The sequence below is a fragment of the Rubellimicrobium aerolatum genome, assembly GCF_017872975.1.
Classification (GTDB): Bacteria; Pseudomonadota; Alphaproteobacteria; order Rhodobacterales; family Rhodobacteraceae; genus Rubellimicrobium; species Rubellimicrobium aerolatum.
The window spans coordinates 230,202-254,205 of record NZ_JAGGJP010000004.1 but is presented as its reverse complement, the minus strand read 5'-3'; the positions used below and the strand labels follow the sequence as shown (position 1 = coordinate 254,205).

At 71.9% G+C, this 24,004-nt stretch carries 23 protein-coding genes; 19 read left to right on the top strand and 4 right to left on the bottom strand.

What is annotated here, in order from left to right; all coding sequences use genetic code 11:
- The first annotated feature begins 89 nt into the window (after positions 1-89).
- Together J2Z33_RS06970 and J2Z33_RS06965 are read left to right on the top strand one after the other, a co-directional pair.
- On the top strand, positions 90-689 hold the full coding sequence (locus tag J2Z33_RS06970; RefSeq protein WP_209839261.1) for a superoxide dismutase: 600 nt from the start codon (positions 90-92) through the stop codon (positions 687-689).
- A 95-nt stretch (positions 690-784) separates the two neighbouring features.
- Positions 785-1,216 carry a host attachment family protein gene (locus J2Z33_RS06965; RefSeq protein ID WP_209839259.1) on the top strand — a complete coding sequence of 144 codons (432 nt, stop codon included), beginning with the start codon at positions 785-787 and terminating at the stop codon, positions 1,214-1,216.
- On the opposite strand, the gene J2Z33_RS06960 is transcribed toward J2Z33_RS06965, so the two are convergent.
- A complete protein-coding gene (locus J2Z33_RS06960; RefSeq protein ID WP_342454143.1) occupies positions 1,213-1,761 on the bottom strand; it encodes an LOG family protein in 549 nt (182 codons plus the stop codon). The two genes, J2Z33_RS06965 and J2Z33_RS06960, sit on opposite strands and share 4 nt — an antisense overlap.
- Before the next feature lie 91 nt (positions 1,762-1,852).
- On the opposite strand from J2Z33_RS06960, the gene J2Z33_RS06955 reads away from it, so the two are divergent.
- The 6 genes from J2Z33_RS06955 to der all read left to right on the top strand — a co-directional run bounded on the left by J2Z33_RS06955 (position 1,853) and on the right by der (position 9,823).
- Positions 1,853-2,998: a LysM peptidoglycan-binding domain-containing protein gene (locus J2Z33_RS06955; RefSeq protein ID WP_209839255.1), complete on the top strand. Its 1,146-nt coding sequence runs from the start codon at positions 1,853-1,855 to the stop codon at positions 2,996-2,998.
- A gap of 81 nt (positions 2,999-3,079) precedes the next feature.
- Positions 3,080-4,906, top strand: a complete 1,827-nt coding sequence (locus J2Z33_RS06950) for an ABCB family ABC transporter ATP-binding protein/permease (protein WP_209839253.1) — start codon at positions 3,080-3,082, stop codon at positions 4,904-4,906.
- 129 nt (positions 4,907-5,035) lie between these two features.
- Positions 5,036-6,238, top strand: a complete 1,203-nt coding sequence (locus J2Z33_RS06945; RefSeq protein ID WP_209839251.1) for a multidrug effflux MFS transporter — start codon at positions 5,036-5,038, stop codon at positions 6,236-6,238.
- A gap of 117 nt (positions 6,239-6,355) precedes the next feature.
- Positions 6,356-7,036 carry a hypothetical protein gene (locus tag J2Z33_RS06940; protein WP_209839250.1) on the top strand — a complete coding sequence of 227 codons (681 nt, stop codon included), beginning with the start codon at positions 6,356-6,358 and terminating at the stop codon, positions 7,034-7,036.
- Positions 7,037-7,039: 3 nt separating this feature from the next.
- Positions 7,040-8,338, top strand: a complete 1,299-nt coding sequence (locus J2Z33_RS06935) for an outer membrane protein assembly factor BamB family protein (RefSeq protein WP_209839248.1) — start codon at positions 7,040-7,042, stop codon at positions 8,336-8,338.
- A gap of 9 nt (positions 8,339-8,347) precedes the next feature.
- Positions 8,348-9,823, top strand: a complete 1,476-nt coding sequence (gene der, locus J2Z33_RS06930) for a ribosome biogenesis GTPase Der (RefSeq protein WP_209839247.1) — start codon at positions 8,348-8,350, stop codon at positions 9,821-9,823.
- A gap of 290 nt (positions 9,824-10,113) precedes the next feature.
- On the opposite strand, the gene serS is transcribed toward der, so the two are convergent.
- On the bottom strand, positions 10,114-11,406 hold the full coding sequence (gene serS, locus J2Z33_RS06925; RefSeq protein WP_209839246.1) for a serine--tRNA ligase: 1,293 nt from the start codon (positions 11,404-11,406) through the stop codon (positions 10,114-10,116).
- A gap of 304 nt (positions 11,407-11,710) precedes the next feature.
- Here serS and yajC point away from each other — a divergent pair, with 304 nt between their 5' ends.
- The 10 genes from yajC (at position 11,711) to J2Z33_RS06875 (ending at position 19,204) form a co-directional block, all read left to right on the top strand.
- Entirely contained in the window at positions 11,711-11,995 is a 285-nt protein-coding gene (yajC, locus tag J2Z33_RS06920) for a preprotein translocase subunit YajC (RefSeq protein ID WP_209839245.1), read from the top strand.
- Between the two features lies 1 nt (position 11,996).
- Positions 11,997-13,661, top strand: a complete 1,665-nt coding sequence (gene secD / locus J2Z33_RS06915) for a protein translocase subunit SecD (RefSeq protein ID WP_209839244.1) — start codon at positions 11,997-11,999, stop codon at positions 13,659-13,661.
- A gap of 10 nt (positions 13,662-13,671) precedes the next feature.
- Complete coding sequence (gene secF / locus J2Z33_RS06910; RefSeq protein ID WP_209839243.1) at positions 13,672-14,643, top strand: protein translocase subunit SecF; 972 nt, start codon at positions 13,672-13,674, stop codon at positions 14,641-14,643.
- 4 nt (positions 14,644-14,647) lie between these two features.
- Entirely contained in the window at positions 14,648-15,004 is a 357-nt protein-coding gene (locus tag J2Z33_RS06905; protein ID WP_209839241.1) for an Mth938-like domain-containing protein, read from the top strand.
- On the top strand, positions 15,001-15,636 hold the full coding sequence (ccmA, locus tag J2Z33_RS06900; RefSeq protein WP_342454142.1) for a heme ABC exporter ATP-binding protein CcmA: 636 nt from the start codon (positions 15,001-15,003) through the stop codon (positions 15,634-15,636). Before J2Z33_RS06905 ends, ccmA begins: the two co-directional genes overlap by 4 nt.
- A gap of 85 nt (positions 15,637-15,721) precedes the next feature.
- Positions 15,722-16,378 (top strand): heme exporter protein CcmB, encoded by a 657-nt coding sequence (ccmB, locus tag J2Z33_RS06895; RefSeq protein WP_209839240.1) that lies wholly within the window; start codon positions 15,722-15,724, stop codon positions 16,376-16,378.
- A 43-nt stretch (positions 16,379-16,421) separates the two neighbouring features.
- Positions 16,422-17,156 carry a heme ABC transporter permease gene (locus J2Z33_RS06890; protein ID WP_209839238.1) on the top strand — a complete coding sequence of 245 codons (735 nt, stop codon included), beginning with the start codon at positions 16,422-16,424 and terminating at the stop codon, positions 17,154-17,156.
- Positions 17,156-17,305: a heme exporter protein CcmD gene (gene ccmD / locus J2Z33_RS06885; protein ID WP_209839236.1), complete on the top strand. Its 150-nt coding sequence runs from the start codon at positions 17,156-17,158 to the stop codon at positions 17,303-17,305. Before J2Z33_RS06890 ends, ccmD begins: the two co-directional genes overlap by 1 nt.
- Positions 17,298-17,843, top strand: coding sequence for a DsbE family thiol:disulfide interchange protein (locus tag J2Z33_RS06880; protein ID WP_209839235.1), 546 nt, complete (start codon positions 17,298-17,300; stop codon positions 17,841-17,843). Before ccmD ends, J2Z33_RS06880 begins: the two co-directional genes overlap by 8 nt.
- Positions 17,840-19,204 carry a phosphohexomutase domain-containing protein gene (locus J2Z33_RS06875; RefSeq protein WP_209839233.1) on the top strand — a complete coding sequence of 455 codons (1,365 nt, stop codon included), beginning with the start codon at positions 17,840-17,842 and terminating at the stop codon, positions 19,202-19,204. The genes J2Z33_RS06880 and J2Z33_RS06875 overlap by 4 nt, the downstream gene beginning before the upstream one ends.
- 161 nt (positions 19,205-19,365) lie before the next feature.
- On the opposite strand, the gene acnA is transcribed toward J2Z33_RS06875, so the two are convergent.
- The gene (acnA, locus tag J2Z33_RS06870) at positions 19,366-22,059 is read right to left on the bottom strand and encodes an aconitate hydratase AcnA (RefSeq protein ID WP_209839231.1); all 2,694 of its coding nucleotides are present in this window, start codon (positions 22,057-22,059) and stop codon (positions 19,366-19,368) included.
- Between the two features lie 221 nt (positions 22,060-22,280).
- On the opposite strand from acnA, the gene J2Z33_RS06865 reads away from it, so the two are divergent.
- On the top strand, positions 22,281-22,985 hold the full coding sequence (locus J2Z33_RS06865) for a DUF1223 domain-containing protein (RefSeq protein WP_209839229.1): 705 nt from the start codon (positions 22,281-22,283) through the stop codon (positions 22,983-22,985).
- Here the strand turns inward: J2Z33_RS06865 and J2Z33_RS06860 are convergent.
- Positions 22,982-23,881: a lysophospholipid acyltransferase family protein gene (locus J2Z33_RS06860; protein ID WP_209839227.1), complete on the bottom strand. Its 900-nt coding sequence runs from the start codon at positions 23,879-23,881 to the stop codon at positions 22,982-22,984. The genes J2Z33_RS06865 and J2Z33_RS06860 overlap by 4 nt on opposite strands.
- Positions 23,882-24,004 lie beyond the last annotated feature (123 nt).

Sequence of the window (24,004 nt, the reverse complement as noted above, 5' to 3'; positions counted from 1 at the left end):
CCGCGCATCCCCCGCCCTTGACCTCACGGGCCCGTGCGCCTTGTTATGTCGCGCGCCGACCCGGCGCCCGAACAACAAGGAGCCGCGACATGGCCTTCAGCCTTCCCGATCTGCCCTATCCCCACGATGCGCTTGAATCGAAGGGCATGTCCCGCGAAACGCTCGAGTTCCACCATGACCTCCACCACAAGGCCTACGTGGACAACGGCAACAAGCTGATCGCCGGCACCGAGTGGGAGGCCAAGTCGCTGGAGGAGATCGTCACGGGCACCTACCAGCCCGGCGCGGTGGCGCAGAACGGCATCTTCAACAACATCAGCCAGCTCTGGAACCACAACCAGTTCTGGGAGATGATGACCCCCGGCGAGAGCCGCATCCCCGGCGAGGTGGAGCGCGCGCTGACCGAGTCCTTCGGGTCCGTGCAGGACTTCAAGACGCAGTTCAACGCGGCGGGCGTGGGCCAGTTCGGGTCGGGCTGGGTCTGGCTGGTCAAGGACGCGGATGGCGGGCTCAAGATCACCAAGACCGAGAACGGGGTGAACCCGCTCTGCTTCGGGCAGACGGCGCTGCTGGGCTGCGACGTGTGGGAGCATTCCTACTACATCGACTTCCGCAACAAGCGGCCGGCCTACCTGACCAACTTCCTCGACAACCTCGTGAACTGGGAGAACGTCGCCTCGCGGATGTGAGGTCGGCGGAGGCCCAGCGCGACGCCGGGCCTCGCCCGTCGCGGAACCGGTCGCTGGCCGGACCGGTTCTTCCTGCGCCATACGGAGGGAACGCGATGCAGCTTGAGAACGGCACCTGGGTCCTGGTCCTCGACGGGACGAAGGCCCTGATCTTCGAGAACATCACCGACGGGCAGGACCCCAACCTCCGCATCCTCCGCAAGGAGGAGAATGCCGAGACGCCCGACGAGGAAGTGGCGCGCGGCGTGAAGCGGACCGAGCCCGCCACGGGCTCCACCTCGGACACGCACCGGTCCGACGAGCACCGCTTCGTGGAGGATCTGGCGGAGCAGCTCTACACGTCGGCGCATCAGGGGAAGTTCGACCGGCTGGTGGTCGTCGCCGGGCCGAACCATCTCGGCACGCTGCGGGCCAAGCTCCACAAGGAGGTGGCGGACCGCATCGTGGGCGAGGTCCACAAGACGCTGACCGGGCATCCCGTGGACCAGATCGAGCGGATCGTGGCGCAGGAACTGGCGAGCGCCTAGGGGAGCGCCTCGCGCAGGGCGGATTCCAGCGCCGCCACGTCGGGGACGAAGCGGATGAAGCCGCGCAGAGAGTCGTCCGCGAAGCCGCTGCTCACCACGTGGTCGAGGAGGGCGCGGAGCGGCTGCCAGTAGCCGGCCACGTCCAGGAGGAGGATCGGCTTGGCGTGCAGGCCGATCTGCCGCCAGGTCAGGACCTCGAAGAACTCGTCGAGCGAGCCGGCCCCGCCCGGCAGGACCACGATCGCGTCGGCGTTCATGAACATGACCTTCTTGCGCTCGTGCATCGTTTCCGTGACCACGAGGCGGTCGAGGTCCTGCTTGGCCACCTCGCGCGGGAAGAGGTGGCCGGGGATGACGCCGAGCGCCCGCCCGCCCGCCGCCTGATGCGCCCGCGCGACCCGGCCCATGAGGCCTACGTCGCCCGCCCCGTAGACGAGGCCCCAGCCATTGGCGGCGAGCATGTGGCCGGTGGCCTCGGCCGCCTGTCCGTGGAGGGGGTCGCGGCCGTCCCGCGCGCCGCAGTAGATGCAGATGGAGGCGCTCACGCCCGTGCTCCCGATCATGGATTTTGACGGGATGTAAACGGAAGCTATGGTGGTCTCCAGACGGGTCCGAACCGGAATCAGGAGGAGGACCGTGCTGGACAGCCGCAACCTGCGCGCGTTGGCCCTGGCCCTGGCCGGAGCGGGCCTCCTGTCGGGCGTCGTCGTGCTGGGCCTGCCGCGCCTCCTTCCCGCCGAACGATCGGCCGCGCTCCTGGCGCCGGACGCCTCGGCGCCTGCCGCGACAGCCCCGGCGCTTCTTGAAGCGCCGGCCTTCGACGCGGTGCGCGTGGCCCCGGACGGCGGCGGGCTCGTGGCGGGCCGGGCCGCGCCCGGGGCCAGGGTCTCCGTCCTGTCCGGAGAGGACGTGGTGGCCCAGGCCACCGCCGACGAGGATGGCCGCTTCGTGGCGTTCCTCGACCTCCCGCCCAGCGACCGGCCGCGGGAGCTCGCGCTCCGCGACGGCGGGGGACGCGAGGGCGAGGGGTCCGTCCTCCTCGCCCCCGCCGCGCCGCCGGCGGAGGTCGCCCCGACGGCCGTCGGCCCCGAGGCCCCGAGGCCGGACCTGGGGCGAGACCCAAAGCGGGGCCCGGAGCCTGGGGCGGCCGCCATCGCATCGGGCGACCCATCGGGGCCGGATGGCGTCGGCGTCCCGGCGTCGGGGGCCGGCCCGCCCGGCGATCCCGGCCAGAGCCCGGTCCTCCTGTCGGACGCCGGGGGCGTCCGCGTGCTGGAGCCGGCGCTGCCACCGGGCGCCGAGCCCCTGTCCTCCATCGCTCTCGACGCCATCGCCTACGGCGCCGGAGGGGAGGTCACGCTGTCGGGCCGCGCCTCGGGCGAGGGAGTGGTGCGCCTCTACCTCGACAACCGCCCCGCCGGGGAGGTCCCCATCACCCCGGACGGAGGCTGGCGGGCCGACTTCGGCGGGACCGCGCCCGGCGTCTACACGCTCCGGGTGGACGAGATCGGCCCTGACGGCGCGGTCGCCAGCCGGATCGAGACCCCCTTCCAGCGCGAGGAGCGGGAGCAGGTCGCGGCGGCGCTCGCGCCCGGCGGAGGATCGACCGTCGCCGTCCGCACGGTCCAGCCCGGCAACACGCTCTGGGCCATCGCGCGGGAGCGGTATGGCGAGCCGCTGATGTATGTCCGGGTCTTCGAGCGGAACCGCGACCGAATCCGCGACCCCGACCTGATCTATCCGGGGCAGGTCTTCGTGCTGCCGGAGGAGGCGGGGCCCTGACGCCACGCCGCGCAGGCCACCCCCTCGCCAAGGCGGGGGCCGCGCGCTAGGCTCCGCCGCCGCACAGCCAGGACCCGAGCCATGCGTAGCCTGTCCCCGACCGATGCCGCCCCGCGCGCCGACCGTTCCGCCAGCTGGCGGACGGTCCGGCGCACCGCGCCCTATCTCTGGCCCCGGGACCAGCCCTGGGTGCGGCGGCGGGTGGCGGTCGCGGTGGGCCTCCTGGTCGTCGCCAAGATCATCACCGTCCTGACGCCCGTGCTCTTCGGCTGGGCGGCCGACACGCTGACCGACCCCGGGCGGGTGCCCGGCGGGGCGCTCGCGCTCGGGGCGCTGGGGCTGACCCTGGCCTACGGCCTGTCGCGCATCCTCACCATCGCCTTCCAGCAGCTCCGCGACGTGGTCTTCTCGCGCGTGGGGCAGCGGGCGCTGCGGATGATCGCCCTGGAGACGTTCCGGCACATCCACGCGCTGTCCCTGCGCTACCACATCACCCGCAAGACCGGCGGCCTCAGCCGCGTCATCGAGCGGGGGGTGAAGGGCGTGGACTACGTGCTCCGCATCCTGCTGTTCTCGCTCGGGCCGCTGGTGCTGGAGCTGCTGCTCACCGCCGGGATGCTGTGGTTCCTGTTCGACGCCTGGTATCTGGCGGTCGTCGCCGTCACGGTCGCCGCCTACGTGGTCTACACCTTCGTCGTCACCGAATGGCGCGTGCGGATCCGCAGGGAGATGAACGACCAGGACACCCGCGCCAACCAGAGGGCGGTCGATTCGCTCCTCAACTACGAGACGGTGAAATACTTCGGCGCCGAGGACCGCGAGGCCCGGCGCTACGACGAGGCTATGGCCGCCTACGCCGAGGCGGCGGTCCGCACCAACAACTCGCTGGCCGCCCTCAACTTCGGGCAGGGGCTCCTCATCAACCTCGGGCTGATCGCCGTCATGCTGATGGCGGCGCGGGGGGTGCAGGCCGGCGCGCTGACCGTGGGCGAGTTCGTGATGGTCAACACCTACATGATCCAGATCACGTCGCCGCTGAACTTCCTCGGCTCCATGTATCGGGACATCCGGCAGGCGCTGGTGGACATGGACGACATGTTCGACCTGCTGGAGCAGCCCGCCGAGGTGCGGGACCGTCCCGGCGCGGAGCCCCTGGAGGTGACGGGCGGCGAGATCGTCTTCGACCGCGTGGAGTTCGGCTACGACCCGGAGCGGCCCATCCTCAAGGGGCTGAGCTTCCGCGTCGCCCCGGGGCAGACCGTGGCCATCGTCGGCTCGACCGGCGCGGGCAAGAGCACCATCGGCCGGCTGATCTTCCGCTTCTACGACGTCACCGGGGGCGCGATCCGCATCGACGGGCAGGACCTCCGCGACGTGGCGCAGGAGTCGCTCCACGCCCGCATCGGCGTGGTGCCGCAGGACACGGTGCTGTTCAACGACACCATCGGCTACAACATCGGCTACGGGCGCGACGGGGCCACGCAGGCCGAGATCGAGGGCGCCGCCCGCGCCGCGCGCATTCACGACTTCATCGCCTCGCTGCCGCAGGGCTACGACACCCAGGTCGGCGAACGGGGGCTCAAGCTCTCGGGCGGGGAGAAGCAGCGCGTCGGCATCGCCCGCACGCTGCTCAAGGATCCGCCGATCCTGCTGCTCGACGAGGCGACATCGGCGCTCGACACCGCGACCGAGGCCTCGATCCAGGAGGAGCTGCGGGCGATGGGCCGGGGCCGCAGCGTCATCGTCATCGCCCACCGGCTGAGCACGGTCGCCGACGCCGACCGCATCGTCGTGCTGGAGGACGGGCGGCTGGTGGAGGAGGGGAGCCACGACGCGCTCCTCGCGCGCGGCGGGCGCTATGCCGAGCTGTGGTCGCGGCAGAGCCTCGACGAGGAGCTCGCGGCCTGACGCGGGCCGGCCATCGCTCGGCTGGAACCGGCCGGCAGGGGTGGAAGGCCGCTTGCCATTTCCGCCCCAGGCAATTAACCCAGCGTCAACAGTTCCCATAATGTTCTTATTCTTGCCAGAGGGGCTCCCATGCATTCCTCCCTGTTCCGCACGGCCCTCGTGCTGGGGCTGCTGTCGGCGATCGGCCCCTTCTCCATCGACATGTACCTGCCCGCGCTCCCGCAGATCGGCGCGGACCTCGGCGCCGCCGAAACGCAGGTGCAGATGACGATCACGCTCTATTTCCTGGCCTTCGGGGTCAGCCAGTTCCTTTGGGGGCCGATGGCCGACGCTTGGGGGCGCAAGCCGCCGCTGGTGCTGGGCATCTGCCTCTTCGCGCTGGGCTCGGTCGGCTGCGCCTTCGCGCCGTCGCTGGGCTGGCTGCTCGCCGCCCGCTTCGTGCAGGGGATCGGCGGGGCGGCGGTGGGCGTGGTGCCGCGCGCGGTGATCCGCGACCGCCACACCGGCGTCGAGGCCACGCGGCTGATGGCGCTGGTCATGCTGGTGATCGCCGTCTCGCCGATGCTGGCCCCTCTCGCCGGGTCGGCGGTGCTGGCCTTCGGCGGCTGGCGGCTGATCTTCGGCACGCTGGTCGCGGTGGCGGCCATGAGCCTCCTCGTCACGCTGTTCGCCCTGCCCGAGACGCTGGCGCGCGAGGACCGGGTGCCGGTCAACCTCCGCTCCATGGCGCGGGGCTGCCGGGTGCTGCTGGGCGATCCGGCCTTCCTGGGCCTGACCTTCGTGGGGGCCTTCGGCTTCGGCAGCTTCTTCGTGTTCATCGCCTCGGCGTCCTTCGTCTACACCGAGCATTTCGGCCTGTCGCCCACCGGCTTCTCGCTGGCCTTCGCCTTCAACGCCCTGGGCTTCTTCGCGGCGAGCCAGGCCGCCGCCCCGCTGGCGCAGCGGTTCGGGCTGGTGCGGGTCATGCGGCTCGCGCTCGGGGGCTTCGCGGGCGCGGCGCTGCTGCTCCTCGGCCTGGCCTGGGCCGGCTTCGGAACGCTGGCCGTGCTGATGGGCGTGCTGTTCGTCGCCAACGCCTTCCTCGGGCTGGTGATGCCGGCGACCTTCGTTCTGGCGCTGGAGGAGCACGGCGACATCGCCGGGCTCGCATCCTCGCTAGGCGGCACGCTCCAGATGGTGACGGGCGGGCTGCTGGTCACGCTGCTCGGGCCGTTCTTCGACGGCACGCCGCTGCCGATGGTGGCCGGCATCGCGCTCTGCGCCGTGCTGGCGCTGGGCATCGGCCTCCTGGTGCTGCGCCGGCCGCTGGCCTCGCTGGCGACGGGACATTGACCGCAGGGCGCGCGCGGGCCGGGGGTCTTGGCAGCCGCCGCGATTGCGGGCTATGACGGGCGCGACTTCAGGACCGCCCACGGCGCCTGACGCGCGGGGGCCAGAGGGAGGTCCGTCATGACCAACGCCAACGAGAGCTTCATCGACGAGGTGACCGAGGCCGTCCGCCGCGACCGGCTGAACCGCTGGTTCCGCCGCTGGGGCTGGCTGGTGGCCGTGCTGGTGCTCGCCATCGTGGGCGGCGCCGCCACTTACGAATGGAGCCGCTCGCGCGGCGAGGCGGCGGCGGAGCTGCGGGGCGACGCCATCCTGGACGCCCTGGAGACCGAGGACGCCGGGGCTCGCCTCGCCGCCCTGTCCGGGCTGCCCCGGGGCGGCGACGAGGGCGCGGTGGTCGCGCTCCTCCTGGCGGCCGAGCAGCAGGCGGCGGGCCAGGCCGAGGAGGCCGTCGCCACCCTGCGGGCCATGGCCGCCGACGGCGCGGTGCCGCCGCTCTACCGCGACCTTGCCTCGCTCAAGGCGCTGATGGCCGAGGGGGCGGGAGCCGACCGCGCCGCCCTGGAGGCCTTGGCGGCGCCCGGCGGGACCTTCCGTCTCCTGGCGCTGGAGCAGGTCGCCCTTCTCGACCTGTCGGCCGGACGGCGGGAGGACGCGGTCGCGACGCTGCGGACCATCCGCGAGGACGCCGGCGTGACGGCGGCGCAGCGGGGCCGGGTCGAGGCGCTGCTCGCCGCGCTGGGCGTGCCGCCCGAGGCGGCGCCCGAGCTGAATCAGGCTCCGGCCCAAGGCACGGAATAGGCGATGACGACGAGACTTCTGGCCCTCCCCCTCCTCGCGGCGGCGCTCCTGGCCGGATGCGGACGCGCGCCGGAGGAGATCCTTCCCGGCGAGCGGCTGCCGTTGCGGGCGGGGACCTTCGCCAACGAGGTGCCGGTCGCGGCCCCGCGCGGGATCGCCTTGCCGCCCGCCACCGCGAACGCCGACTGGACCCACCGCAACGGCGGGCCGGACCACGCGCCCGGCCATCCGGCGCTGGGCCGCGCCCTCGCGCCGCTCTTCTCGGTCGCCATCGGCGAGGGCGACAGCCGCCGCGCCCGCATCACCGCCGAGCCAGTGGTGGCGGGGGGCCGCGTGTTCACGCTCGATGCCCGCGCGACGGTCAGCGCCTTCTCGACCGGCGGGCAGCTCCTCTGGAGCCGCGCCGTGCCGTCCTCGCAGGCGGACCGTGGCGACGCCTCGGGCGGCGGCCTCGCGACCGACGGGGCGACGGTCTTTGTCAGCACCGGGCACGGGGAGCTGGTCGCGCTCGACGCCGCGACGGGAGCCCCGCGCTGGCGTCAGGAGCTGGGCGCGCCCGGCGCCTCGGCGCCGACCGTGCTGGGCGACCTCGTGGTGGTCGTCGCGCGGGACAGCCGGGCTTGGGCGCTCGACTCCGCGACGGGGCGGCTGCGCTGGCAGGACACGGGGCTGCCCTCCACCGCCACCTGGGCGGGGGGCGCGGGGGCGGCGGCGCGCGGCGGCATCCTCGTGCTGCCGCATCCCTCGGGCGAGGTGCGGGGCGTCTTCCCCGAGACCGGGCTCGTGCGCTGGACGGGGATCGTCGCCGGGGTGCGGCAGGGCTCGGCCGCCGCCTTCGCCGCGACCGACATCGGCGGCGACCCGGTGATCGTCGGATCGACCGCCTATGTCGGCAGCTACTCGGGCCGGCTCGCGGCGCTGGACGTGGCGAGCGGCCTCACGCTCTGGGCCATCCCGGAAGGGGCGGCCTCGCCGGTCGCGCCGGGGGGCGATTCGCTGTTCCTCGTCAACGACCGGGGCGAGCTGCTGCGGATCGAGGCCGCGACGGGCGGCGTGATCTGGCGCGTGGCCCTGCCCCGGGGCGAGCATCGGCGCGGCGTCACCGCGCAGTTCGGCCCCGTCCTCGCGGGCGGGCGCCTCATCGTCGCGGATTCGGACGGCGCGCTGCGCCAGTTCGATCCCGCCACCGGCTCCGCCCTGGGCGATGTCGCGTTGCCCTCCGGCGCGGCCTCGGCCCCTGTCGTGGCGGGCTCGACGCTCTACATCGTGACCGAGGACGGCCGGCTCAACGCTTTCCGCTAAGGACCCCGCATGAGCTTCACCCTTGCCATCGTCGGGCGGCCCAACGTGGGCAAGTCCACCCTGTTCAACCGTCTGGTGGGCCGCAAGCTCGCGCTGGTCGATGACCAGCCGGGCGTTACGCGCGACCTGCGCGAGGGGCAGGCGCGGCTGGGGCCGCTGAAGTTCACCGTCATCGACAGCGCCGGGCTGGAGGAGGCCACCGACGATTCGCTGCAAGGGCGGATGCGGCGGCTGACCGAGCGGGCGGTGGAGCAGGCGGACGTCTGCCTGTTCGTCATCGACGCGCGGCAGGGGGTGACGGCGACCGACGAGGTCTTCGCCGACATCCTGCGCAAGAAGAACGCCCATGTCATCGTCGCCGCCAACAAGGCCGAGGGCCGGGCGGGCGAGGGGGGGTATCTGGAGGCCTTCTCGCTGGGGCTCGGGGAGCCGATCCGGCTGTCGGCCGAGCATGGCGAGGGGATGGAGGACCTGCTGTCCGCCCTCCTGCCCATCGTGGACGAGTTCGAGGCGCGCGCCGCCCTGGCCGCCGAGGAGGCCCCGGCGACGGACGTGGACCTCGGCTGGTCCGGCGAGGAGACCGAGGAGGACGCCGAAGCCCCGGAGGACTGGCGGCCGAGCGAGGCGCGGCCGTTGCAGATCGCCGTGGTCGGACGGCCCAACGCCGGCAAGAGCACCCTCATCAACGCCATCCTCGGCGAGGAGCGGCTGCTGACGGGGCCGGAGGCCGGGATCACGCGCGACGCCATCTCGGTGCCGACGACCTGGGGCGGCACGCCCGTCCGCGTCTTCGACACGGCGGGGATGCGCAAGCGCGCCAAGATCAGCGACAAGCTGGAGAAGCTGTCGGTCTCGGACGGGTTGCGCGCCGTGCGCTTCGCCGAGGTGGTGGTGATATTGCTCGACGTGGAGATCCCGTTCGAGCAGCAGGACCTGCGGATCGCCGACCTCGCGGAGCGCGAGGGGCGGGCGGTGGTGATCGCCGTCAACAAATGGGACCTCGCCACCGAGCGGGAGGCGCGGTTGCAGGCTCTCAAGGAGCAGTTCGAGCGGCTCTTGCCGCAGTTGCGGGGCGCTCCGCTGATCACGGTCAGCGCGCGGACGGGGCGGGGGCTCGACCGGCTGCACGACGCCATCGTGAAGGCGCACGAGGTCTGGAACCGGCGCGTGCCGACGGCGCAGCTCAACCGCTGGCTGCTGGGGATGACCGAGGCGCATCCGCCGCCGGCGCCGGGCGGGCGACGCATCCGGATGCGCTACATGACGCAGGTGAAGGCGCGGCCCCCGGCCTTCGTCGTGATGACCACGCACCCGCAGGACGTGCCCGCCAGCTACGAGCGGTATCTGGTCAACGGGCTGCGCGGGGCCTTCGACCTGGAGGGCACGCCGATCCGGCTGATCCTTCGCGATGCGGGGGCGAAGAACCCCTACAAGGGGAAGAAGGGCCTGGGCGGGCCCTCGGCGCTGCGGAAGCATCTGGGTTAGGCTGCGAATCATCGGCGGGCTCCGGGCATGGGGAATCATCATGCCCGCGAGTGTCGCAGAGGCCGGTTAACGGGGTCCGACAGCAACGAACGGTGGGCTTAAGGACGGATTAACGAACCGTCGGGCCGCGGGCGCTCGGTGGGGTGGAGCCCCAGCCTGTGGTCATTGCCGGTTCCCGTGGGGCCGTGGCAGGGTGAGCCCGGCCCTATGTGCCAGGAAAGGCGTGAGATTCCCCCGACCGGCGGGGTGGGGGCGACGGGCCGGAGCCCGTCCCAAGGACGCGCGCGGGGTCAGGCGAAGGTGCCTTCGGGGGTGATCCGCGTCGCGCCGCGCAGGTAGGGACGCAACACCTCCGGCAGCGTCACCGAGCCGTCCTCCTCCTGGCCGTTCTCCAGCACGGCGATCAGCGTCCGGCCCACGGCGAGGCCGGAGCCGTTCAGCGTGTGGACGAAGCGGGGCTTGCCGCCGTCGGCGGGCTTGTAGCGGGCGTTCATGCGCCGGGCCTGGAAGTCGCCGCAGGTGGAGACGCTGCTGATCTCGCGATAGGTGCCCTGGCCGGGGAGCCAGACCTCCAGATCGTGCGTCCGGCGCGCGCCCGCGCCCATGTCGCCGGCGCAGAGGACGACCGTGCGGTAGGGGAGGCCCAGGCGTTCGAGCACCGTCTCGGCGTGGCGGGTCATGGCGCGGTGCTCCTCGTCCGAGTCCTCGGGGCGGGTGATCGACACCATCTCCACCTTCTCGAACTGGTGCTGGCGGAGCATCCCGGAGGTGTCGCGGCCCGCGCTTCCCGCCTCGGAGCGGAAGCATTGGGTGTGGGCGACGTGGCGGCGGGGCAGGGTGGCGTCGTCCAGCACGTCGCCGTTGACGAAGTTGGTGAGCGTCACCTCGGCGGTCGGCACCAGCCACCAGCCGTTGGTGGTCTGGTAGGAATCCTCGCCGAACTTGGGGAGCTGGCCGGTGCCCATCATCATCTCGGGCTTGACGAGGACGGGGGTCCAGGCCTCGGAAAGCCCGTGCTCCTCCACGTGCAGGTCGAGCATGAACTGGGCGAGCGCGCGCTGGAGGCGGGCCATCGCGCCGGTGAGCACGACGAAGCGGGTGCCGGACAGCTTGCCCGCCGTGGCGAAGTCCATGCCGACGCGGGCGGCGGGGATGTCGTAGTGCTCCAGCGGCTGGAAGCCGAACTCGCGCGGGGTGCCCCAGCGGCGGATCTCGACGTTGGCGGATTCGTCCTGGCCGTCGGGCACGTCGTCGGCGGGAAGGTTGGGGAGGCCGATCAGCACGTCGAACAGCTCGGCGTCGCGGAGCTTGGCCTCCTCGGTCAGGCGGGCGACCTCGGCCTTCTTGTCGGCGACCAGGGCGCGGAGACGCTCGAACTCCGCGTCGTCGCCGCGCGCCTTGGCGGCCCCGACCTCCCTGGAGGCGCGGTTCTGGTCGGCCTGCGCCGTCTCGGCGGCGAGGATGCAGGCGCGGCGAGATTCGTCGAGGGCGAGGATCGCGGGGGCGACCGGGGACAGGCCGCGCCGGGACAGCGCGGCGTCGAAGGCGGCCGGGTTCTCTCGGATGGCGCGGATGTCGTGCATGGGCGTGCCCCTGGGGTTGAGATCGGGTGGACGAGGTGCCTATGCCGGAAGGTGGAGCGGGGGGGAAGGTGGTGCGCGGACGGCGCACCCGACGACGTGTCCCATGTGTTCCGTAGGGTGCGCTTCGGCGCACCGGCCCCGCACCGGCCCCGCGCCACCGGTGCCACGGATGGGCCGCGCGGAAGGGCCGCAGCCGCTCCCGGGGGCCTCACGCCGTGGTGCGGTGGACAAGCGGGGGGGCCGCCCCTATGTTGCCGCGACTTTTCGGGGGGCCTCCCTCCCGTCCGCAATCCAAAGGACCGCCATGGAAGGCATCACCTCCCTCGTCCCGCTGCTGCTCGTCTTCCTCATCATGTACTTCCTGCTGATCCGGCCCCAGCAGAAGAAGCTCAAGGACCATCAGGCCCTGGTCTCGGCGCTGCGCCGGGGCGACCAGGTGGTGACCTCGGGCGGCATCGTCGGCCGCGTCACCAAGGTCAAGGACGGCGAGAACGAGGTCGAGGTCGAGATCGCCCCCGGCGTCAACGTCCGCGTCGTCCGTTCCACCATCCAGAGCGTCGTCTCCAAGACCGAGCCGGCCAAGGCCTGACATGATCCTCGTTCCCCTCTGGCAGAGGCTGTTCGTCGCGGCGGCCACCGTCGCGGCGATCCTGCTGGCGCTGCCGAACCTGTTCTATTCCCAAGTCGAGCAGGCCAACGACGCCCGCGCCTCGATCGAGGCGGGCCTGGCCTCGGACGAGCTGGAGGCGCAGGCGGCGCAATGGCCGGCCTGGCTGCCCTCGGGGCTCATCAACCTCGGGCTCGACCTGCGGGGCGGCGCGCATCTGCTGGCCGAGGTGCAGGTCGCCGACGTCTACGCGAGCCGCATGGATTCGCTCTGGCCCACGATCCGCGACGTGCTGGCGGCCGAGCGGGACACGGTGGGATTCGTGACGCGCGAGGAGGGGGGCGACCCGTCCGAGCTCCGCATCCGCATCTCGGAGCCATCGGGCGCGGCGCGGGCGCTGGAGATCGTGCGCGGGCTGGCGCAGCCGGTGGCGACGCTGGCGGGCGGCGCGGCCTCGGACATCGAGGCCAGCGCGCAGAACGACATCCTGACCGTGCGGCTGTCCGAGGCCGAGCGGGCGGCGACGGACGACCGCACCGTGCAGCAGGCCCTGGAGATCGTCCGCCGCCGCATCGACGAGGTCGGCACGCGCGAGCCGACGATTCTGCGGCAGGGCGCCGACCGTATCCTCGTGCAGGTGCCGGGCGTGGGGTCCGCGCAGGAGGTCAAGGACATCATCGGCACGACGGCGCAGCTCACCTTCCAGCCGGTGGTGCAGGTGACCTCGGACGCCGAGGCGAACCCGGGCGCGGGCAACGTGCTGGTGCCGTCGGTGGACGAGCCCGGCGTGCTCTACGTGCTCGACCGCGCGGCGGTGGTGACGGGCGAGGACCTGACCGACGCGCAGCCGACCTTCGACCAGAACGGCCGGCCCGCCGTCAGCTTCCGCTTCGACGCGCAGGGGGCGCGTGCCTTCGGCGAATACACCGCCGCCCATATCGGCGAGCCCTTCGCCATCGTGCTCGACGACCAGGTGATCTCGGCCCCCGTCATCCAGAGCGCGATTCCCGGCGGGCAAGGCATCATCACCGGGCAGTTCACCCCCGAGGAATCGACCGAGCTGGCGGTGCTGCTGCGCGCCGGGGCGCTGCCGGCCGAGCTGACCTTCCTGGAGGAGCGGACCATCGGGCCCGAGCTGGGCGCCGATTCGATCCGGGCGGGCCAGACGGCCGCCTACGCGGCGGCGGTGCTGGTGGTGCTGTTCATGGTGGCGTCCTACGGCTTCTTCGGGGCCATCGCCTGCGTGGCGCTGGCCATCAACATCGTGATGATCCTCGCCGCGCTGTCGCTGCTGGGCGCGACGCTGACGCTGCCGGGGATCGCCGGGATCGTGCTGACCATGGGGCAGGCGGTGGACGCCAACGTGCTGATCTACGAGCGGATGCGCGAGGAGATCCGGCGCGGCGCCTCGCCCATCCGGGCGGTGGAGGAGGGGTTCGGCAAGGCCTTCTCGGCCATCCTCGACGCCAACGTGACGACCTTCATCATCGCCGCCATCATGTTCTTCGTCGGCACCGGCACGGTGCGCGGCTTCGCCGTCACGCTCGCCCTGGGCGTGCTGACCACCCTGGTCACGGGCGTCTACGTGTCGCGCGTGCTGATCGCGCTGTGGTTCGCCCGGACCCGGCCCAAGACCATCGTCGTGTGAGGTAGGCCCAATGGCATGGCGACTGCGGCTCGCGCCGGAAAAGACCAACATCGACTTCTTCCGCCTCCAGTGGATCACGCTGGGGTTCTCGGCGCTGCTGGTGCTGGGGTCGCTGCTGAGCATGGCGACGCTGGGCTTCAACTTCGGCATCGACTTCAAGGGCGGAACCACCATCCGCACCGAATCGACGCAGGCGGTGGACGTGGCGGCCTACCGCGACGCCCTGAGCGGGCTGGGCCTGGGCGACGTGACCATCACCGAGGTCTTCGACCCGACCTTCCGCGCCGACCAGCACGTGGCGCAGGTCCGCATCGCCGCGCAGGAGGGGCAGGAGGCCGTCTCGCCCGAGACGATCGCCGTGGTCGAGGAGGCGCTGCGGGCCATCGACCCGGCCATCGCCTTCCCGTCCGTCGAATCGGTCGGCCCCAAGGTCTCGGGCGAGCTGGTGCGGACGGCGTTCCTGTCCATCCTGGGCGCCTGCCTGGGCATCGGGCTCTATATCTGGATGCGGTTCGAGTGGCAGTATTCGCTGGGGACCATCGTCGCGCTGCTGCACGACGTGATCGTGACGGCGGGGGTCTTCTCGCTGTTCCAGCTTCGATTCGACCTGACCATCGTGGCGGCGCTGCTGACGATCCTGGGCTATTCGGTCAACGACACGGTGGTGGTCTTCGACCGGCTGCGGGAGAACCTGCTGAAGTACAAGACGATGCCGCTCCGGGACGTGATGAACCTGTCGGTGAACGAGACGCTGTCGCGCACCCTGGTGACCGCCGGGACGACGCTGCTGGCGCTGATCCCGCTGCTGATCTTCGGCGGCGACGTGATCCGGGGGTTCATCTTCGCGATGACCATGGGCGTGTTCATCGGCACCTATTCGTCGGTCTACGTGGCCAAGAACATCGTGCTCTGGATCGGCCTGCCGCGCGGCGACAAGGCCAAGAAGGCCTCGGCGAACCAGTTCGCCGACATCGACGCCTGATCCGATGCCGATCGAGGAGATGCGCTTCCCCGACGCCCTGCCGGTGGACAGCTACGGGCCGGGCTTCTTCCGCGTCGGCGGGCGGGTGATCGCCGGGCCGCTCCTGATCCTGCCCGATTCGGGCGTGCGCGCCTGGGGCGGCTGGGAGGACACGGGCCTGATCCTGGCCGAGGGCGCGCGGCTCGACGTGCTCTTCGTGGGCACCGGGGCGGACATGGCCTACCTGCCCACGGGCTTCCGCGCCGTGACCGACGACGCCGGGATCGGCGTCGAGGCGATGCCGACGCCTGCCGCCTGCCGCACCTACAACGTGCTCCTGTCCGAGGGGCGGCGCGTCGGCATCGCGCTGTGGCCGGTGTGACCGGGAGGACGGGCCTGCGGGTCGAGGGGCTGGCGGTCGCGCGCGGCGGGGTGCCGGTGCTGACGGGCCTGAGCTTCGCGGTCGCGCCCGGCGAGGCGCTGATCCTGCGCGGGCCGAACGGGGCGGGCAAGACCACGCTCCTGCGAGTGCTCGCGGGCCTCGCGCCGCCGTTCGCCGGCCGGGTGGAGGCGCCGCCCGAGAGCGTGGCCTTCGCCAGCCACGCCGACGGCATCAAGGCCGCGCTGACGGTCACGGAGAACCTGCGCTTCTGGGCCGACCTCTACGGGCGGGGCTTCGACGCGGCGATCCTGGACGACTTCGACCTGCGGAGCCTGCGCGACCGCCCGGCCGGCACGCTGTCGGCGGGGCAGTCGCGGCGGCTGGGCCTCGCCCGGCTCGGGGTGATCGGACGGACGATCCTTCTCCTCGACGAGCCGACGGTCTCGCTCGACGTCGCGTCCGTGGCACGATTCGCGGACTGGCTGCGCGACCGGCACCTCGCGGCGGGCGGGATCGCGGTGATCGCGACGCACGTGCCGCTGGGTCTCGACTCCCCGGTTCTCGACCTCGGCCCCTTCCGCGCCGACCCGCGCGCCGCCGCCCACCAGGGCACCGACGCGGCCTTCCTGTGATGCGGCCTTCTTTGGCCTCAAGTATCCCGGGGGGGGCGAAGCGGGGGGCAGCGCCCCCCTCGACCCCGGCCGGCGGGCGCGACGCATGAAGGCCCTGCTCCTCCGCGACCTCCGCCTCGCCGTGCGCGCCGGGGGCGGCTTCGGCCTGTCGCTCGCCTTCTTCCTGATCGTCATCGTGCTGATCCCCTTCGGCGTCGGCCCCGAATCGGCGATCCTGGCGCGGATCGGCCCCGGCATCCTCTGGGTGGCGGCGCTGCTTGCCACGCTGCTGTCGCTGGACCGCCAGTTCGCGCTCGACCACGAGGACGGGGCCTTGCCGCTGATCGCCACCTCGCCGCTGCCGCTGGAGGGCGTGGCGCTGGCCAAGGCGCTGGCGCATTGGCTGACGACGGGGCTGCCGCTGACGCTCGCCGCCGCGCCCCTGGGGGTGCTCCTGAACCTGCAAGGGCCCGCCTATGGCTGGCTGGTGCTGACGCTGGCCTTGGGAACGCCGGCGCTGTCGGTGATCGGCACCTTCGGCGCGGCGCTGACGGTGGGGCTGCGGCGCGGCGGGCTGCTGCTGTCGCTCCTCGTGCTGCCGCTTTACGTGCCGACGCTGATCTTCGGGGCCGAGGCCGCGCGGCGGGGGGCCGAGGGGCTGGCCGCCACCACGCCCCTCCTCATGCTTTCGGGCATCACGGCGGGGAGCCTCGCCCTGCTGCCCTTCGCCGCAGGGGCGGTGCTTCGCATCAACCTGCGCTGAATGGGGCATTGAGGCGGACGGGCGCAGGGCTTATTCAGCGCCCATGTCGATCTGGGAATACGCCAACCCCAAGAAGTTCATCGCCACGACGACCCCGGTGATCCCCTGGGCCTTCGGCGGCGCGGGCGTCTGCATCCTGGGCGGCCTCGCCTGGGGCTTCTTCCTCACGCCCGAGGCCGACAAGTTCGGCTCCTCGGTCAAGATCATCTTCGTCCACGTCCCCTCGGCGATGATGGCGATCAACGCCTGGGCGATGATGCTGGTCGCCTCGCTGGTCTGGCTGATCCGCCGCCACCACGTGAGCGCGCTCGCCGCCAAGGCCGCCGCGCCCGTGGGACTGACGATGACGCTGATCGCGCTCTTCACCGGGGCGGTCTGGGGGCAGCCGATGTGGGGAACCTGGTGGGCCTGGGACCCGCGCCTCACGTCCTTCCTGATCCTGGGCCTGTTCTACCTGGGCTACATCGCGCTGTGGGAGGCGATCGCCGACCCGGATCAGGCGGCGGACCTGACATCCGTGCTCTGCCTCGTGGGGTCGGTCTTCGCGATCCTGTCGCGCTACGCGGTCAACTTCTGGAACCAGGGGCTGCACCAGGGCGCCACCCTGTCGATGGACGCCGAGGAGAACATCGCGGATGTCTACTGGCTGCCGCTCCTCGTCTGCATCGCGGGTTTCATCCTGCTGTTCCTGGCACTTGTGCTGATGCGGACGGGGACCGAGATCCGCGTCCGTCGCCTCCGCGCGCTGGAGCGGCAGGCGCAGAGGGCGGTGGCGTGATGCCGGACCTCGGGACCTACGCCGTCGAGGTGCTGGCCTCCTACGCGGTGACGCTGGCGCTGCTGGGGGGCCTTGCAGGCCTCAGTTGGCGGCGCTGGCGGCGGCTCCGGGCCGAGATGGAGCGGGTGGAGCGCGGGCGCGATGGCTAAGGTGTCGCCCCTGGTCCTCATCCCGCCCCTCGCCTTCGCGGCGCTGGCAGGGCTCTTCGCCGGTGGGATGCTGACGGGGGCCGGGCAGCAGGAGCTGCCCTCGGCCCTGGTGGGGCAGGTGGCGCCGGGGCTCCCGAGCGACGCGATCCCCGGCTATCCGACGCTCGACCCCGCCGTGCTCACCGACGAGCGGCCCAAGCTCGTCAACTTCTTCGCCTCCTGGTGCGCGCCCTGCCGGCTGGAGCACCCCGTCCTTGTGGACCTCGCGGCCGAGGGCATCCCCATCTACGGCATCGCCGCCCGCGACGAGCCCGCGCGCTCGGCCGCCTTCCTCGACGAACTGGGCAATCCCTACGCCGCTGTCGGCGCGGACCTCCAGAACCGGCTGGGTGTGGATTGGGGCACCTACGGCGTGCCCGAGACCTTCGTGCTGGCGGGCGACGGCACCATCATCGACCGGCTCCCGTTTCCGCTCACCCCCGAGCTCGTGGACAGCCGACTGCGCCCGGCGCTGGCCAGGGCGGAAAGGACCGAATGACCCGCCTCTCCTGCTTCAAGAGCTACGACGTCCGGGGCCGCCTGGGCGAGGAGCTGGACGAGGCGCTGATGCATCGCATCGGCCGCGCCTTCGCGCAGGTGACGCGGGCCGAGCGGGTGGTGACGGGCCGCGACGTGCGCCCCACCAGCCCGGCGTTGCAGGCCGCGCTGGTCGAGGGGCTGCGGGACGAGGGGACGGACGTGCTCGACCTCGGGCTCTGCGGCACCGAGGAGGTGTATTTCGCCACCGCCCACACCGGCGCGGGCGGCGGGCTGATGGTGACGGCCTCGCACAACCCCATCGACTATAACGGCCTGAAGATCGTGCGCGAGGGCGCGCGGCCCATCGCCTGGGATACCGGGCTGAAGGACATCCACGACCTCGTGGTGGCCGACCGCTTCGGGACGTCCTCGGGGCGAGGCACTTGGGCGGGCCTGGACCTGCGGCCGGCCTATGCGGCGCACGTCGCCTCCTACCTCGATCCCGCCGGGCTGCGACCCCTGCGCGTGCTGGTCAACGCCGGGCACGGCGCGGCGGGGCCGACCTTCGACGCCATTGCCGCCGAACTGGCCCGGCGTGGCGTGCCCTTCGACTTCGTGCGCCTCGACCACGAGCCCGACCCGACCTTCCCGCAGGGCATCCCTAACCCGCTGCTGCCCGAGAACCGGGCACGCTCCGAACGGGCGGTGCGCGAGGCGGGGGCCGACATGGGCGTGGTCTGGGACGGCGACTTCGACCGCTGCTTCCTGTTCGACGAGAGGGGGGGCTTCATCGACGGCGAATACGTGGTGGCGCTGCTGGCCCGCGCCTTCCTCGCCAAGGAGCCCGGAGCCCCCATCGTCCACGAGCCGCGCGTGATCTGGGCCACGCAGGCGATGATCGAGGAGGCGGGCGGTCGGTCGGTGATCTGCCGCACCGGTCACGCCCACCTCAAGGCCGCCCTGCGCGAGCAGGACGCCCCTTACGGCGGCGAGATGTCGGCGCACCACTACTTCCGCGACTTCGCCTATTGCGATTCGGGGATGATCCCCTGGCTGCTGGTCGCCGGGTTGCTGGCGCGGCAGGAGCAACCTCTCTCGGCGCTGGTGGACGACCTGCGGACGCGCTTCCCGTCCTCGGGCGAGATCAACTTCGCGCTGGCCGACCCCGCCGGGGCCATCGCCCGGTTCGAGGCCGCCTATGGCGCGGCGGCGAGGTCGGCGGACCGGCTCGACGGGCTGTCGCTCGACATGGGCGACTGGCGGGCCAACGTGCGGATGTCGAACACCGAGTCGCTCCTGCGGCTCAACATCGAGGCGCGGGGCGACCGGCGGCTGCTGGAGGCGAAGGTCGCCGAGGTGAGCGCGCTGCTGGCGGGGTAGCCGGCCCTTGAGGACAATCCGCAAGGCGGCGCCCCCTGGGGCGCCGTTCGCGTTTCCGGGACCCGCATCGGCGGCATGGAAAAGGCGGGACCTTGGGGATCCCGCCGCAAAAGCATTCACAAAGGTTTTGCAAATCCCCTCTCAAGGGATTTGCTTCGCTCTCACGCCGCCTTGGCGAGGTTCCGCAGCACGTAGTGCAGCACGCCGCCGTTCTCGACGTATTCGATCTCCACCGCCGTATCGATCCGGCAGCGCAGCGTCAGGTCCTTGCGCGTTCCGTCGGCGTATTCGACGATCGCCGGGACCAGCATCCGCGGCGTCACCGTGTCGAGCCCGCCGATGGACACCTTCTCGTCGCCCTTGAGGTTCAGGTCGCGCCGCGTCACGCCGTCGGTGAACTCGAAGGGGATCACCCCCATGCCGACGAGGTTGGAGCGGTGGATGCGCTCGAACGATTCGGCGATCACGGCCTTGACGCCGAGCAGCGCCGTTCCCTTCGCCGCCCAGTCGCGCGAGGAGCCCGCGCCGTATTCCTGGCCCGCGACGATCACCAGCGGCGTGCCCGTCTCCTGATAGGCCATGGCCGCATCGTAGATCGCCGTCTGCTGGCCGTCCGGCCCGAGGGTGTAGCCGCCCTCCACGCCGTCGAGCAGTTCGTTGCGGATGCGGATGTTGGCGAAGGTGCCCCGCATCATCACCTCGTGGTTGCCCCGGCGCGAGCCGTAGGAGTTGAACTCCCGCACGGGCACCTGCCGCTCGGTCAGGTATTTCCCGGCCGGGGTCGTCTCCTTGAACGAGCCGGCGGGCGAGATGTGGTCGGTCGTCACCATGTCGCCCAGCACCGCCAGGACGCGGGCCTGGAGGAGGTTGCCGATGGTCCCCTTCTCCCGGCCCATGCCGGTGAAGTAGGGCGGGTTCTGGATGTAGGTCGAGGTCGGCGGCCAGTCGTAGGTCTCGCCGCCCGACACCTCCACCGCCTGCCAGCGGTGGTCGCCTTTGAACACGTCGGCGTATTTGGACTGGAACGCCTCGCGCGTCACGGTCCGCTCCACCAACTCGGCGATCTCCGCCTGGCTCGGCCAGAGGTCGGCGAGGAACACGTCGCGGCCGTCCGGCGTCTGGGCGATCGGGTCCTTGGTGATGTCGCAGTCCATGTCGCCCGCGAGCGCGTAGATCACCACGAGCGGCGGCGAGGCGAGGTAGTTCGCCCGCACGTCCGGCGAGATGCGCCCCTCGAAGTTGCGGTTGCCCGACAGCACCGACACCGCCACGAGGTCGTTCGACTGGATCGCCTCGGAGATCTCGGGCTGCAAGGGCCCAGAGTTGCCGATGCAGGTCGTGCAGCCATAGCCCACGAGGTTGAAGCCGATGGCGTCCAGATCCTCCTGAAGCCCCGCCGCTTCCAGATAGGCGCTCACCACCTGCGAACCGGGCGCGAGCGAGGTCTTGACCCAGGGCTTGCGGGTGAGGCCGAGCGCGCGCGCCTTGCGCGCCACCAGACCCGCGCCGATCATCACGTAGGGGTTCGAGGTGTTGGTGCAGGACGTGATCGACGCGATCACCACCGAGCCGTCGCCGATGGTGTAATCCTCGCCCGCGACGGTGACCTGCTGCTTGGCCTCCGCGCCCTTTCGGTAGTCGGCCACCACCTTGAAGAAGCTCTCGGACGCCTCGTCCAGCGGGGTGTGGTCCTGCGGGCGCTTGGGCCCGGAGATCGCGGGCACCACTTCGCCCATGTCGAGGTGCAGGGTCGAGCTGTAGATGGGCTCGTAGTCCGGGCCGCGCCAGAAGCCGTTCTCCTTGGCGTAGGCCTCGACCAGCGCGATCCGCGATTCGTCGCGGCCGGTCATGTGCAGGTAGCGCAGCGTTTCCTGGTCGATGGGGAAGAAGCCGCAGGTCGCCCCATACTCGGGGGCCATGTTGCCGATGGTCGCCCGATCCGCGAGCGGCAGGTGGTCGAGCCCCTCGCCGTAGAACTCCACGAACTTGCCGACGACGCCGTGCTTGCGGAGCATCTGCACGACCTTGAGCACGAGGTCGGTGGCCGTGGTGCCTTCCTTCATCCGGCCCGTCAGCTTGAAGCCCACGACCTCGGGGATCAGCATGGACACCGGCTGGCCCAGCATCGCCGCCTCGGCCTCGATGCCGCCGACGCCCCAGCCCAGCACGGCGGCGCCGTTCACCATCGTCGTGTGCGAATCGGTGCCGACCAGCGTGTCGGGATAGGCCACCGTCTCGCCGTGCTGGTCGGTGTCGGTCCAGACCACCTGCGCGAGGTATTCGAGGTTGACCTGGTGACAGATGCCGGTGCCCGGCGGCACCACGCGGAAGTTGTTGAAGGCGGTCTGGCCCCACTTCAGGAACTGATACCGCTCCAGGTTCCGCTCGTATTCGCGGTCCACGTTCATCTGGAAGGCGCGGGGGTTGCCGAACTCGTCGATCATGACCGAATGGTCGATCACGAGGTCCACGGGGTTCAGCGGATTGATCTTCTGCGCGTCGCCGCCCAGGCCCTTGATGCCGTCGCGCATTGCCGCGAGGTCCACCACCGCCGGAACGCCGGTGAAGTCCTGCATCAGCACGCGGGCGGGGGTGTAGTTGATCTCGCGGTTGGTCCGGCCGCCGTTCGCCACCCAGTCGCCAAAGGCCTTGATGTCGTCCAAGGAGACCGAGAATCCCCCGTCCTCGAACCGCAGCAGGTTCTCCAGCACGACCTTGAGCGAGGCGGGCAGGCGGGCGAACTGGCCCAGGCCCGCGGCCTCGGCCGCCGGGATGGAGTAGTAGGCAAAGCTCTCTCCGCCGACGGTCAGGGTGCGGCGGACGCCGGCGCTGTCGTGGCCTGCGGTGATCGGCATGGGGCGAATCCTTCTGGGCTGGCGGATGTCATATAGGCATCGCTGACGCGGGTTTGTATACCATTGCACACCGGCGGGGGAAAGCCCCCGGCCGTGGCGCGGGGGCCGCACCCCGGAGCGCAAGGTGCACCGGGCCGCGCCCTCTCGCAATTCCTTGATTGGCGCGGGGGCGGGGGGTCCCGTAAGCCCGAGGAACAATCCCACGGGCAGGCGGACCCCCGATGCGACTTCTCCCGGCGACGTGCCTCGCCCTCCTCTCGACCTTGGCACCGAGCCTTTCCGCCGCTGAATCCCGCCTTCCGGTGGTGGTGGAGCTGTTCACCTCGCAGGGTTGCTCCTCCTGCCCGCCGGCGGACGCGATGCTCGCGGACATCGCGCGGATGGACGGGGTGATCGCCCTGTCGCTCCATGTCGATTACTGGGACTACATCGGCTGGCCGGACAGCTTCGCCTCGCCGGACCATTCCGCCCGGCAGGAGGCCTATGCCCGCGCCGCCGGGGAGCGGATGGTCTACACGCCGCAGATCGTCGTGGGCGGGCAGGACCGGGTGGTGGGCGGCGACGCCATGGCGGTGATGGAGAAGCTCCACGCCCATGCCGGGGCCGTGACGCCGGTGGACCTGCGGGCGAGGTGCCACGGGGGCGAGCTGCGGATCGAGGCCCCGCCCGCGCCGCTGCCCGGCCCGCTCGACGTGCAGGTGGTCCGCTACCGGCCCGAGGACCGGGTGGACATCACCGGCGGCGAGAACGCGGGCCTGTCGGTGGCCTACCACAACATCGTCACCTCCTGGCGCAAGGCCGGCACCTGGACGGGCGAGGAGCCGCTGGCGATGACCGTTCCCTGCGAGGGGTCCGACCGCGCCGTGATCCTTCTGCAGGAGCCGGGGCCGGGTCGCATCCGCGCGGCGGCCAAGGCCGGACGCTAGGCGCCCCGCACCCGCTTCCAGCGGCGATGCACCCAGAACCACTGGCCGGGATGCGCGGCGATCCGCGCCTCCAGCCGCCGCGTCGCCTCCTCCATCATGGCGCGGGGCGTGGCATGGGGGATCGGCTCCTCCAGCATCACGTCGAAGCCCAGGCCGTCCGCGCGCCGCAGGCCCCAGTAGGGCAGCAGCAGCGCGTCGTAGCGGAGCGCCAGGTCGGCCGCCGTGGTCGCCGTCATGGCCGGGCGACCGAGGAAGGGGATCGGCACCCCGTCGTAGGCGTGGAGGTCGAACAGGATCGTCGCCATCCCGCCCCCCGCGAGGTGGCGCACGAAGCCCAGCGTTCCCCGCCGCCCCTTGGGGAACACCGGACCCGAGACCTCGGCCATGGTGGCGGCGTAGTGGGCGTTCACCAGAGGGTTGTCCATCTCGCGGTAGAGACCGCCGATCGAGTAGCCCAGCCGCGTCAGCACGTGGCGCGGCGCCTCGTGGTTGCCCAGGTGCCCGGTCACGAAGATCACCGGCCGCCCCGCCGCCCGCGCCTCCTCCAGGTGCGGCAGGCCGCCGCCCGCCACCGGCTCCACCGCCAGTTGCGCCCCCAACTCGCGCCAGGAGTAGTTCTCGATCAGCGTGCGGCCCCAGTTGTCCAGCACCTCGGCCGCCACGGCGCGGCGGCGGGGCAGGGGCCAGTCGGGATGGATCAGCGCGAGGTTCGCCAGCGCCCGGCCCCGGTAGCCCGCGAGCGGCCCCACGACCCCGCGGGTGAGCGCCCCCATGAAGGCCACCCGGCGCGCGTAGGGCATCGCCATGGCCGTGCCGATCACGACGCGGAGGGCGCGGTCCAGGGTCCGCTCGGAGGCGGTGCCCGGCGGGGGCGGCTCGTCGGCGGGAAGGGGCATCGTCGCGGGAACCCTCGGCTGCGCGCGTCCCATAGGCCGCCGCCCGACCCCTGCCAAGGCCCGCCGCCCGCCAGTCGCCCGGGCGGGTCGGCCCGGCCCGGCCCCCGCAGCGCCGTGCGGGGA

Excerpts from the sequence above, each read along its gene's own strand:
- J2Z33_RS06970 (WP_209839261.1), top strand. The coding sequence starts at position 90 with ATGGCCTTCAGCCTTCCCGATCTGCCCTATCCCCACGATGCGCTTGAA.
- J2Z33_RS06965 (WP_209839259.1), top strand. The coding sequence starts at position 785 with ATGCAGCTTGAGAACGGCACCTGGGTCCTGGTCCTCGACGGGACGAAG.
- J2Z33_RS06950 (WP_209839253.1), top strand. The coding sequence starts at position 3,080 with ATGCGTAGCCTGTCCCCGACCGATGCCGCCCCGCGCGCCGACCGTTCC.
- J2Z33_RS06945 (WP_209839251.1), top strand. The coding sequence starts at position 5,036 with ATGCATTCCTCCCTGTTCCGCACGGCCCTCGTGCTGGGGCTGCTGTCG.
- J2Z33_RS06940 (WP_209839250.1), top strand. The coding sequence starts at position 6,356 with ATGACCAACGCCAACGAGAGCTTCATCGACGAGGTGACCGAGGCCGTC.
- J2Z33_RS06935 (WP_209839248.1), top strand. The coding sequence starts at position 7,040 with ATGACGACGAGACTTCTGGCCCTCCCCCTCCTCGCGGCGGCGCTCCTG.
- der (WP_209839247.1), top strand. The coding sequence starts at position 8,348 with ATGAGCTTCACCCTTGCCATCGTCGGGCGGCCCAACGTGGGCAAGTCC.
- serS (WP_209839246.1), bottom strand. The coding sequence starts at position 11,406 with ATGCACGACATCCGCGCCATCCGAGAGAACCCGGCCGCCTTCGACGCC.
- yajC (WP_209839245.1), top strand. The coding sequence starts at position 11,711 with ATGGAAGGCATCACCTCCCTCGTCCCGCTGCTGCTCGTCTTCCTCATC.
- secD (WP_209839244.1), top strand. The coding sequence starts at position 11,997 with ATGATCCTCGTTCCCCTCTGGCAGAGGCTGTTCGTCGCGGCGGCCACC.
- secF (WP_209839243.1), top strand. The coding sequence starts at position 13,672 with ATGGCATGGCGACTGCGGCTCGCGCCGGAAAAGACCAACATCGACTTC.
- J2Z33_RS06905 (WP_209839241.1), top strand. The coding sequence starts at position 14,648 with ATGCCGATCGAGGAGATGCGCTTCCCCGACGCCCTGCCGGTGGACAGC.
- ccmB (WP_209839240.1), top strand. The coding sequence starts at position 15,722 with ATGAAGGCCCTGCTCCTCCGCGACCTCCGCCTCGCCGTGCGCGCCGGG.
- J2Z33_RS06890 (WP_209839238.1), top strand. The coding sequence starts at position 16,422 with ATGTCGATCTGGGAATACGCCAACCCCAAGAAGTTCATCGCCACGACG.
- ccmD (WP_209839236.1), top strand. The coding sequence starts at position 17,156 with ATGCCGGACCTCGGGACCTACGCCGTCGAGGTGCTGGCCTCCTACGCG.
- J2Z33_RS06880 (WP_209839235.1), top strand. The coding sequence starts at position 17,298 with ATGGCTAAGGTGTCGCCCCTGGTCCTCATCCCGCCCCTCGCCTTCGCG.
- J2Z33_RS06875 (WP_209839233.1), top strand. The coding sequence starts at position 17,840 with ATGACCCGCCTCTCCTGCTTCAAGAGCTACGACGTCCGGGGCCGCCTG.
- acnA (WP_209839231.1), bottom strand. The coding sequence starts at position 22,059 with ATGCCGATCACCGCAGGCCACGACAGCGCCGGCGTCCGCCGCACCCTG.
- J2Z33_RS06865 (WP_209839229.1), top strand. The coding sequence starts at position 22,281 with ATGCGACTTCTCCCGGCGACGTGCCTCGCCCTCCTCTCGACCTTGGCA.
- J2Z33_RS06860 (WP_209839227.1), bottom strand. The coding sequence starts at position 23,881 with ATGCCCCTTCCCGCCGACGAGCCGCCCCCGCCGGGCACCGCCTCCGAG.